This is a genomic window from Methylophaga sp. UBA1464, from assembly GCF_002325665.1.
Lineage (GTDB): Bacteria > Pseudomonadota > Gammaproteobacteria > Nitrosococcales > Methylophagaceae > Methylophaga.
Genome location: NZ_DCSO01000048.1, coordinates 30,435 through 40,432, shown reverse-complemented (window position 1 = coordinate 40,432; position 9,998 = coordinate 30,435). Strand labels below are relative to the sequence as shown.

At 44.7% G+C, this 9,998-nt stretch carries 11 protein-coding genes; 8 read left to right on the top strand and 3 right to left on the bottom strand.

Going from position 1 to position 9,998, the window contains the following annotated elements:
• Together B3O33_RS05780 and B3O33_RS05775 are read right to left on the bottom strand one after the other, a co-directional pair.
• A partial coding sequence (locus B3O33_RS05780) for an HAD family hydrolase (RefSeq protein WP_292363174.1) occupies positions 1-265 on the bottom strand: 265 nt, incomplete at its 3' end.
• Positions 266-377: 112 nt separating this feature from the next.
• Positions 378-1,019 (bottom strand): arylesterase, encoded by a 642-nt coding sequence (locus B3O33_RS05775; RefSeq protein WP_292359735.1) that lies wholly within the window; start codon positions 1,017-1,019, stop codon positions 378-380.
• A 28-nt stretch (positions 1,020-1,047) separates the two neighbouring features.
• Between B3O33_RS05775 and B3O33_RS05770 the strand changes: the two genes are divergently transcribed.
• The 6 genes from B3O33_RS05770 to B3O33_RS05745 all read left to right on the top strand — a co-directional run bounded on the left by B3O33_RS05770 (position 1,048) and on the right by B3O33_RS05745 (position 7,226).
• Entirely contained in the window at positions 1,048-1,779 is a 732-nt protein-coding gene (locus B3O33_RS05770; protein ID WP_292359734.1) for an ABC transporter ATP-binding protein, read from the top strand.
• The gene (locus B3O33_RS05765) at positions 1,776-4,259 is read left to right on the top strand and encodes an ABC transporter permease (RefSeq protein WP_292359732.1); all 2,484 of its coding nucleotides are present in this window, start codon (positions 1,776-1,778) and stop codon (positions 4,257-4,259) included. The genes B3O33_RS05770 and B3O33_RS05765 overlap by 4 nt, the downstream gene beginning before the upstream one ends.
• Positions 4,260-4,374: 115 nt before the next feature.
• Positions 4,375-5,082, top strand: coding sequence for a monofunctional biosynthetic peptidoglycan transglycosylase (mtgA, locus tag B3O33_RS05760; protein ID WP_292359730.1), 708 nt, complete (start codon positions 4,375-4,377; stop codon positions 5,080-5,082).
• 166 nt (positions 5,083-5,248) lie between these two features.
• Positions 5,249-5,422: a hypothetical protein gene (locus tag B3O33_RS05755; protein WP_292359729.1), complete on the top strand. Its 174-nt coding sequence runs from the start codon at positions 5,249-5,251 to the stop codon at positions 5,420-5,422.
• Between the two features lie 154 nt (positions 5,423-5,576).
• The gene (locus B3O33_RS05750; protein ID WP_292359728.1) at positions 5,577-5,807 is read left to right on the top strand and encodes a DUF2789 domain-containing protein; all 231 of its coding nucleotides are present in this window, start codon (positions 5,577-5,579) and stop codon (positions 5,805-5,807) included.
• A gap of 48 nt (positions 5,808-5,855) precedes the next feature.
• Complete coding sequence (locus tag B3O33_RS05745) at positions 5,856-7,226, top strand: class II fumarate hydratase (RefSeq protein WP_292359726.1); 1,371 nt, start codon at positions 5,856-5,858, stop codon at positions 7,224-7,226.
• Between the two features lie 28 nt (positions 7,227-7,254).
• On the opposite strand, the gene B3O33_RS05740 is transcribed toward B3O33_RS05745, so the two are convergent.
• On the bottom strand, positions 7,255-7,680 hold the full coding sequence (locus B3O33_RS05740; protein ID WP_292359725.1) for a YkvA family protein: 426 nt from the start codon (positions 7,678-7,680) through the stop codon (positions 7,255-7,257).
• Between the two features lie 125 nt (positions 7,681-7,805).
• Here B3O33_RS05740 and B3O33_RS05735 point away from each other — a divergent pair, with 125 nt between their 5' ends.
• Together B3O33_RS05735 and B3O33_RS05730 are read left to right on the top strand one after the other, a co-directional pair.
• Positions 7,806-9,101: a methyl-accepting chemotaxis protein gene (locus tag B3O33_RS05735; protein WP_292359723.1), complete on the top strand. Its 1,296-nt coding sequence runs from the start codon at positions 7,806-7,808 to the stop codon at positions 9,099-9,101.
• Between the two features lie 112 nt (positions 9,102-9,213).
• Positions 9,214-9,998, top strand: a 785-nt coding sequence (locus B3O33_RS05730; RefSeq protein WP_292363173.1) for an ABC transporter substrate-binding protein, incomplete at its 3' end; no start/stop codon positions are given.

The window sequence follows — 9,998 nt, the reverse complement described above, 5'->3', positions numbered from 1 at the left end:
CTTGCATAGCACGGGGGCTTTTTTGAATCTGCAGGCAAACCTCTTCAATGACACGTTGCTCGGCAGCTTGAAGCGAAAAGGATGTAAGTGCTTTTGCCGACCAGAATTCCGAGACTTCCTGCATGTTCATATTGCGGGTCAGTAATTGATCGGCTTCAGTAATTGAAATTCCGTAACTGGAAAAAACAGTTTTTTCAGCATCATCCCAAATCTGCTCGGAATCAATCAGTACGCCATCCATATCAAAAATAACGGCTTTAATCATAACGATTTCCATGATGATGGCAGTTTGGCTTCAAATGAAGCATATTTAGTTTAAACATTCGGCAACATTTCAGCGATTAATCAGGTCAGATACAAGGTTTAATTAAGTTAATCTACTGTTCGAGTAATGCAAGTAACTCAGACCAGATATTATCAAGTAGTTGCGGTTGTGCTTTTGCCGTTGGATGAATCCCATCTGCCTGCATCATTGCTTCACCATCATAAACATCGGCCAGAAAGAATGGTAAAAAAGCCACGTTATACTCTTTTGCCAGACTGGAATAAACATTGGCAAATGCTGTTGTGTAACGGGGACCATAGTTCGGTGGAATTTCGATGCCGACCAATAAAACTTTTGCCTCGTGCTGTTGGGATAACTGGATCATTTTGGCTAAATTATTTCGAATAACGTCAGGTGGAAAACCTCTTAAGCCGTCGTTACCACCTAATTCTATAACGACAATGGTGGGCTCATGTTTGTCCAGTAAATCGGGTAGTCTGCGTAGACCACCGTCGGTTGTTTCACCACTGATACTGGCATTGGCCACATGCCAGGTGCCAGGTGTCTTATCTTCCAGACGATTTTTGAGCAGCTCAACCCAGGCGGCATCACTGTCGATACCATAGGCAGCGCTGAGGCTGTCACCAACAATTAACAGGTTTTTTCGCTGTGGTTCAGCAGCTTGTGACTGAAAACTGATCAGTACTAAAAACAACCAGATAAACAATTTTTGTGACGATAATAAGGTTTTCATAACCACCCATTAATTATGTGAGGAAAGCATGTCCACTGATAGACAACCGGATCTTTCAAACGACTTCATGATACAGGTACAAAATCTGTCGCACTCTGTCGATTTAGGCACTGATAAGTTATCGATTTTGCAGCATGTGAATCTGGATATCCGTAAAGGTGAATCGGCCGCTATCGTCGGCCGGTCCGGCTCAGGTAAAACCACCTTACTGGGGTTACTGGCAGGACTGGATTTACCCTCCAGTGGAACGGTTAAGCTTGATGGACATATTATCAGTGCATTATCGGAAGATGAACGTGCCAGTCTCCGTTCGCAGCGTGTTGGCTTTGTATTTCAGTCTTTTCAATTATTACCGACGTTATCTGCAATCGAAAATGTCATGCTTCCCATAGAGTTAGCAGGACTGTCTAATGCTAAAACACAAGCTGAAAACCTGCTTGAGCGTGTCGGTCTTGGCGAGCGTATGCAGCACACACCACGGCAATTATCGGGAGGTGAGCAACAACGGGTGGCTATTGCCAGAGCCTTTGCCGTTGAACCGAAAGTGTTATTTGCGGACGAACCCACTGGCAATCTGGACACGCGTACCGGTGAAGCTATTACGGATTTATTAATGGCACTGAATCGTGAACAGGGCACCACGCTGGTGATGGTGACACATGATCAGCAACTTGCCGATCGTTGTCAGCGACATTTTGTAATTGATGCGGGTGTATTACATGAACATCACGCCGCTGATGCAGGGGTTATATCTGCATGAGTGTGACAGGTAAAGTCATTTCGTTTAGTCAGGATTTACGCGAACGAAACGTTAAAGTCATGTTGCTGGCTATGATTATAGCGGTTGCTACGGTAGCCACCATTAATGCCTTTGCTGATCATCTGCAACGTACGTTAATGACGTCTGCCAGTGCTTTTTTGGCAGCAGATCGTCAATTAAACAGCCGAACCAATGCACCGATTCCAGAGGCGTGGTATGCAGAAGCAGAAAATTTTGGTTTAGAAATTGGTCGAATGATTGAGTTTGGCACCATGGTGTCTAATGAAAGCCAATTTCAACTGGTTGCGGTTAAGGCGATTGATAATAATTACCCGTTGCGAGGTGAACTTGAATGGCAGGCCGATCTGGAGGCGGCACGGCAAATTATTACATCAGGGCCCAAGCCTGGTGAAGTCTGGTTGAATCCACGTTTAATGCGCTTATTGGAATTACGTCCGGGGGATGCTCTGGAAGTCGGGGCTACATCACTTGAAGTGACTGGGGTGATCATGCGTGAGCCAGATGGCGGCTTTCGACTTTCCAATCTGGCGCCACGGGTTATGATGCATATTGACGATGTAGCGTCTACCGGGGTTATACAAGAGGGTAGCCGGGTGCGTCATCGTGGTCTGTTTGCCGGAGGTGCCACCAATCTGGCGGATTTTGAAACCTGGTTGGAACCACAGTTAACCGATAATTACCGCTGGGTAGATGTTCGTCAGGGAGAAACCCTGGGGGAATCTCTGGATAAAGCAGAAGGATTTTTATTGCTGGGCGGCAGTCTGGCCGTGTTACTGGCTGTAGTGGCCATTGCCGTTGCCAGCCGCCAATATGCACTTAGTCAGCGGGATCGGGTGGCCTTATTAAAAACTATGGGTCTGACCGGTAAACGTATTCGCAAGTTGTATTTATCCCGACTCGTCATCTGGGGACTGATATCGACAGTGATTGGCTTATTGTTAGCGATACCGGCAGCCTGGTTAATGGCCTCGATGACAGCTCAATTGATGGAACAACCGTTACAGTTTGAATTGGATTTCTGGCAACTGTGGCCAGCTATATTAACGGCTTTGGTCGCGTTGTTTGCCTTTGCCTATCCGCCAATAGATCGATTACGGAATACCCCGGCAATGCGTGTGTTTCGCAGCCTGCCAACCAATGATAAAGGTGCTTTAGCCAAAGATTTGTTGTTGGCTGTTGCGGTAATATTGGGTCTGTTGTGGATCTATGTCAGCGATCTTAAATTGGTAATAGCCTTACTGGGCGCCATTATCACTCTAGTCGTCACTCTGGCTATCGTAGGTGCCGGACTAATCTGGCTGTTACGCAAATTTACGGCAGGACAGGGTAGTTGGCGGTTAGCGGTCATCGCTTTGTACCGACATCGCAACGCCACCTTGTCACAAATGTCAGTGTTTGCCATGACGATTATGCTGGCCGCTACCTTGGTTCTGGTGCGTTCTTCCTTGTTAGCTGACTGGCAGGCACAGTTGCCTGAAGATGCGCCAAATCACTTTTTGCTTAATATTGCACCGGAATCTGTTAATGAAGTTGAAGCTTTTTTTACTGAGCATGATCTAAACAGAAGCCCGCTATACCCGATTATCCGAGGCAGACTGACCGAGATAAATGCACAGCCGGCTCAGGAAGTCGCGTTAAACAAAGATGACGATGAACTGCGCCGGGAATTAAACCTGACGATTTCAGATAGTTATCCGGATGATAATGAAATTGTGGCCGGACAATGGTTTAAGGCGGGAGATACCAAGGGCTTATCAATTGAGCAGTCATTAGCTGAATCGCTTGGAGTAAAGGTTGGCGATGAACTGGGTTTTACAGTGGGTGCTGAAAAAGTGACTGCTAAAATCACCAGTATTCGCAGTGTGCAATGGGACAGTATGCGGCCGAATTTCTTTATTATTTTTCCACCCAATGGTGCGATAGATGGATTGCCCAGTACGTCGCTTACCAGCTTTTATCTGGCAGAGCAGGATAAAGCACTGTTGAATGATTTTGTGCGACAGTTCCCAACGATTTCAGTACTGGAAATTGATCATATTATCGAACGTATTCAGCAAATCATCCGCCAGGTCACGCAGGCTGTTGAAGCAATATTATTAATGATTCTGCTGGCTGCCATTGCGGTGATGGTAGCCGTTGTCAGCGCGACGATGTCTGAACGACAACGTGAGGGGGCATTATTACGTACCTTAGGCGGTCAACAACAATTACTGGTAAGAGCCACGATGATTGAGTTTGCATTGATTGGCTTTCTAGCCGGTATTCTAGGGGTATTTGCTGCAGAAATAGCGGTTTGGGCTTTGCAAAGCCGTATGTTTGATGGCGAGTTTCGCTGGCATTGGCCGGTAGTGGTCAACTTGCCGTTTATCAGTGCTTTTATACTGGCGTTATTAGGACGCTGGCAATTAACGCCGGTATTGACCGTGTCACCCATGTTGTTACTCAGAAGACTGGAATAACGATGCCCGGAATAACGTTATCCGCATTGACTGTATTAATGAATGTTGCATGGCAAAAATAAACGCCCCATTATGTGCGGGTTTGCATCTTTGAAGATGTCTGTTTTGTTTAGGAATGGCTGTGCGTCGAGTTTATCGGTTTATTTTACGGGGATTACTGCAAGCGATATTGGCGTTTGTTCTGTTGAGTTTATTGCTGGTGTTGCCATTTCGCTGGGTGAATCCACCGATCACCATGGTGATGGCTGATAGATGGATTCATTCAACGGAAGACTTTGAATTACGACAATCCTGGTTAAGCTGGGAAGCGATTCCTAAACACGCGGCGTTAGCGGTGGTCACTTCTGAGGATCAGAAATTTCCCTTACACAGTGGGTTTGACCTTAAGGCGATTCAGCAGGCGCTGAAAGAGCGAGAGCGTAGGGGAGGCTTGCGTGGTGCCAGCACTATCAGTCAGCAAGTGGCGAAGAATATGTATCTCTGGACTGGACGCAGCTGGTTCAGAAAGGGCTTGGAAGTATGGTTTACCTTACTGATCGAACTCTCATGGAGTAAGCAACGTATTCTTGAGGTTTATCTGAATATCGCTGAGTGGGGGCCTGGGGTATTTGGCATCGAGGCCGCCAGCCAATATCACTTCAGACTTCCGGCAGCGAATCTGACCCCCATGCAGGCGGCTTTACTCGCGTCTTCATTACCCAGCCCATTAAATTACAATCCAGCGAGGCCAGCGCAGCATCTGCATAAACGTGCTGAATGGAATTTACAGCAGCAACGCAGGCTTGGTGGCGTGCAGTGGTTAGCGCCGTTAAACGAAAAATAATGCAAATCATAACGGGCCGATATAAATGTGAATCAGCTCACATGTCGACGACAAAGCATTGATTCTTCACATGAATTACACATCATCTTAATAAAATGAAAACGTATTAATTGAGTGATAACAGCTTCAATTAACAGTTTTTTCTATAACTATTGGGATTGAGATGATGAGAATGAATACTGAAATGCAGGACCTGGAGACTTGGGTCAGACATTACGCAGACCATAATGTGTTTGAACATAATGGTGAATTAATTGATAGTGAAAGTGCATTTAGTTCTGCCGGTTTACACGCTCAAGCCAAGCCAAGTTATCAGGACTGGCTGGCCACGGTTGCTTAATCAGTTCGGAAATCACCGTGGAGATTAACACGCCAGAAACAATGATTTTCCTGCAAATTTGAAATTCCAGTCTTCTCTTTGAAAAGCAGCCTATTAAGCGTAATGTAAGTTCAGTTATGATGTTTCAACGCTTGTGAATTCGAGGATATTGGCTATGGATATGTCGCAGCACAATATGGAAAATCTGTTTATGCAGCTGGGGTTGGAGAGCAATGAGGAGGCCATTGAAGACTTTATGGCGGATCATACATTGCAGGAAGATGAAAAACTGGAAGATGCCAGCTTCTGGTCAGCATCCCAGGCAGCGTTTATTAAAGAATGTCTGGCTTCAGACTCGGACTGGGCAGAAGTGGTTGATCAGCTTAATGTTCAATTACGCCAGTAATGTTTCTTTACAGAAACATGTTTGATGGTTTAACCCTGAATCGTTTTTATGTCCAGTGAAAGACGTTGGGGTAAGCAAACACAGCTTGCCCTCAGACATTTTTCTATCGGTGAAGAAACCTTTCCCCGGGAATTTATTCGTGCATTAGCTATCGTAAAACGTTGTGCTGCCCAGGCCAATATGGATATTCGCCAACTAGATTTTCAATTCGGCCGGACCATTTCAGAGGTGAGCCTTGAAGTCATAAACGGCGAACATGATCAGCAGTTTCCATTAAGCATCTGGCAATCCGGTTCCGGTACACAAACCCATATGAATATGAATGAGGTCATTGCCAACCTTGCCACACAGCGATTAGATACTGCCAGTCAAATTCATCCCAATGATCACTGCAATATCGGTCAATCCACTAATGACAGCTTTTCGACTGCAATGCATATTGCGACGGTTGAACAAATTCATCATCAGCTGTTGCCTGCATTGGAAAATATGCAACAGCTACTGGAACAGCATGCAGACCAATGGCAAGCCATTATCAAAACTGGCCGTACCCATCTGCAGGATGCCACGCCCCTGACTCTGGGCCAGCAGTTTTCGGCTTATGCCTCGCAAATTAACGCTAATATCAGATGGCTGAGACAAGTCACGGGTGAATTATATTCGGTCCCTCAAGGCGGAACGGCTGTAGGAACGGGGCTAAACAGTACCGTCGGTTTCGCCGAAAAGTTTGCTGAATATTTAACTGAGTTTACCGGTTTACCTTTCACCGCCAGTCAAAACAAACTCTCTTTGCAGGCTGCTCACGATGGGCTGGTCAATGTGTCGGGGGGATTAAATACTCTGGCGGTCAGTCTGAATAAAATCGCTGCCGATATTCGTCTATTAGGATCCGGACCGCGTTGCGGTATAGGGGAATTAAAGTTACCTGAAAATGAACCCGGTTCATCCATCATGCCGGGTAAGGTCAATCCCACTCAATGTGAAGCAATGATGATGGTCTGTGCCCAGGTAATGGGCAACCATATGACGATAACCTTCGCCGGGGCTCAGGGACAATTAGAGTTGAATACGTTTAAGCCGGTAATCATTCATAACCTGCTGCAGTCGATACGATTGCTGGTGCATACCGTAAACAGCTTTACGGAGTATTGCCTGATTGGGCTGGAACCCGATCGACTACGCATCGACGCCTTATTAAACCATTCGCTGATGCTGGTTACGGTCTTATCTCCCGTGATCGGTTACGATAACGCCAGTTTTATCGTTCAACAGGCGCACGCTAATGGAACCACATTACGGGAGGAGGCGATACGCTCTGGTTATATCAGTGCAAAAGCGTTTGATGAACTTATCCAGGCGGAAAAGATGTTGGGGCCTGTTGAGCGTTCATCATCTGGGGATGAATTGAAAGATATATAAAATGGGTGTCACAAATGCTTTGGGATATTCATTGATAAAACAGTGACCAAACAGCATACGTAAGCACAGCTGAAAAGAGTAACCAACAACAGATTATCGCTACGGCAGCATAACGATTTTCCGGTAATTGAATTGGCTTCATTGCAGCTTTTGTCAGACAGTCAGCCCATACCTCCTCCGGTATCAGTTTTACGGCCAGATAAATACCCAACGGCAGAATAAGCAGTTCATCCAAATAACCGATGACAGGAATAAAATCCGGAATAAGATCAACAGGGCTTAATGCATACGCTACTACAGCAATTCCCAACCATTTCGCCATTTCAGGTACTGCCGGGTCCTTGCTGGCTAAATACAGAGCTGAGATATGCAGTTTCAGACCCCTGGCAAACTGTTTTAACGTATTTTTCAACATGGCTTTATATTCAGCAATAGTCAGTAATGCAAAGTGCACTCTTTTAAGACACTAATTTTATTGACATAAAATTCACAATAAATCCGTTTTAATTCCTTACAAAATGCAGTGATTAGTTGGTGTTTATTCATATTGATCACATTATAAAAATTGGATGGGTTTAGATGTTTAATAAAAAATTAAAAAGAGATTTAGCTGAGACATACAGTAAATATAATGAGATTAATAGTCTGATGAATTCAATCCAGTCATCAGTGGCAACCATCCAATTTGATAATAAAGGAATTATCGAAGAGGTTAACGACAGTTTTTTATCCGTTGTGGGCTATGAAAAATCTGAACTGATTGGCAAGCATCATCAGATATTTTGTGATGAGGATTATATCCAGTCTGCTGAATATAAAAGTTTTTGGGAGCAACTTAGTCATGGTAAACAAAAGTCGGGTACGTACAAACGATTCACTAAATCCAGGCAAGTAGTTTGGTTGGAAGCTTCCTATTTTCCGATAACTAACAAGGATAATAAGGTTACCGGTATCCTTAAAATTGCAGCAGATGTCACTCAGTCTCATAACAACATGCGCGATCTTGAAGCAGCGTTTAGTGCATTAAACCGCTCGATGGCGATTATTGAGTTCACTCCTGATGGTCAGATCTTAAAAGCCAACGATAACTTTCTTTCGGTGGTGGGATATACATCAGAGCAGGTGGTTGGCAATCATCATCGTATCTTCTGTTTCGATCAATTTTATGAAGAAAATCCACATTTCTGGGCAGACATCAGTTCGGGAAAATTCTTTTCCGATCAATTCGTCAGGAAAACAGCTTCCGGACATTCCGTCTGGTTGGAAGCCTCTTATAACCCTGTGTTTGACGATGAGGGTAAGGTTGTCAAGGTGATTAAATTTGCCAGTGATATTACTCAGAGAATCGAACATAACGACAGGGTCATGCGTGCAGCAGAAATGTCATTTTCCACCGCGGAGGAAACCTCTCAAATCGCCAAAAATGGTGTTGATTTACTTAATACCTCTGTAGCAATGTCCAATACTATCCTGCAGGATGTATCCGATACGTCAGCGAACATTGAACAGTTGAATAAAGAATCTAAAAACATTGAAAATATCGTTTCTACAATTAACGATATTGCCGAACAGACGAATCTGTTGGCATTAAATGCTGCCATAGAAGCGGCACGTGCAGGGGAGCAGGGCAAGGGGTTTGCGGTAGTAGCTGATGAGGTCAGAAAGTTGGCCTCCAGAACCAGCGAGTCCACTGATGAAATAAAAGAAGTGGTCAAGCAAAATCGTATGCTGACACATGATGTGACACAAAGAATGGATAGTGTGAAGCAAAAAGCTATGGACAGTAATGAACAGCTGACTGCCGTTTCATCAGTTATGACGGAAATATTGCAGGGTGCTGAGGATGTTTCGCGGACAGTTTCTTCACTTTTGTAGGGTGAAAATCTTTGTAGGTCTATTTTGCAAATGTGCGTGAAAAGATTAAAGTTAGCCATTAAACGGGCGTAATAAAGACTATAAATGCACCAACGCAATTATGGAAGACAGCATGAGATTGAAAATATTATTAAGCTTACTTGTCTTCTTCCTTGTCGCCTGTCGCTCTGAAGAGCCTGCAGAACCGACATTACAATTGGCTGGAGTGAATTATCTGGGTGATTTGCCGACGTTGGTGGCCAGTAAAAACAATCTGTTTCAAAAACATCATTTAAATCTTGAAGTGTCTCTTTCCGAGTCTGGAAAGCAAAACCTGGATGACTTGCTCGCAGGCAAAGTTGATTTTGCTCTAATGGCACCAACCCCCTTTACGCTGGACAAATTAGCCAATGCGGATACCCCGCGTCAGGGTAATGAGCCGGTCATTTTAGGGAATCTCCTGCACTCCACCCGGATGAACCAGATATTAACGCTGAAGGGAAGGAATATACAGACAGTCAATGCGCTGAAGGGAGGCAAGGTAGGGCTTAGTAAGGGCACCAATGCCGAATATTTATGGTGGTTATATACCGTTTTTTATCAATTAGATGCCGACAGTGTGGAGCTTATTAATTTGCCGGTTACGGAACTGGGTTCGGCATTAGTTGAGGGAAAAGTTGATGCCATTGTGACCTGGCAACCATGGACAAACCGATATATTGATGAATATGCCGATCAAATTGAGCAAGTAGATGGCAGCCATGTATACAGTGCTAAATGGTTATTGGTGACGACCCGGCAGATGGCTGAGGAAAATCCGGAATACTGTCAGCATTTGCTTGAGGCCTATGTTGAAGCAATCAGGTTGATTCAGTCGGACACTGACAACGTGATGCAGATGTATAGCGAGCAAGCCAA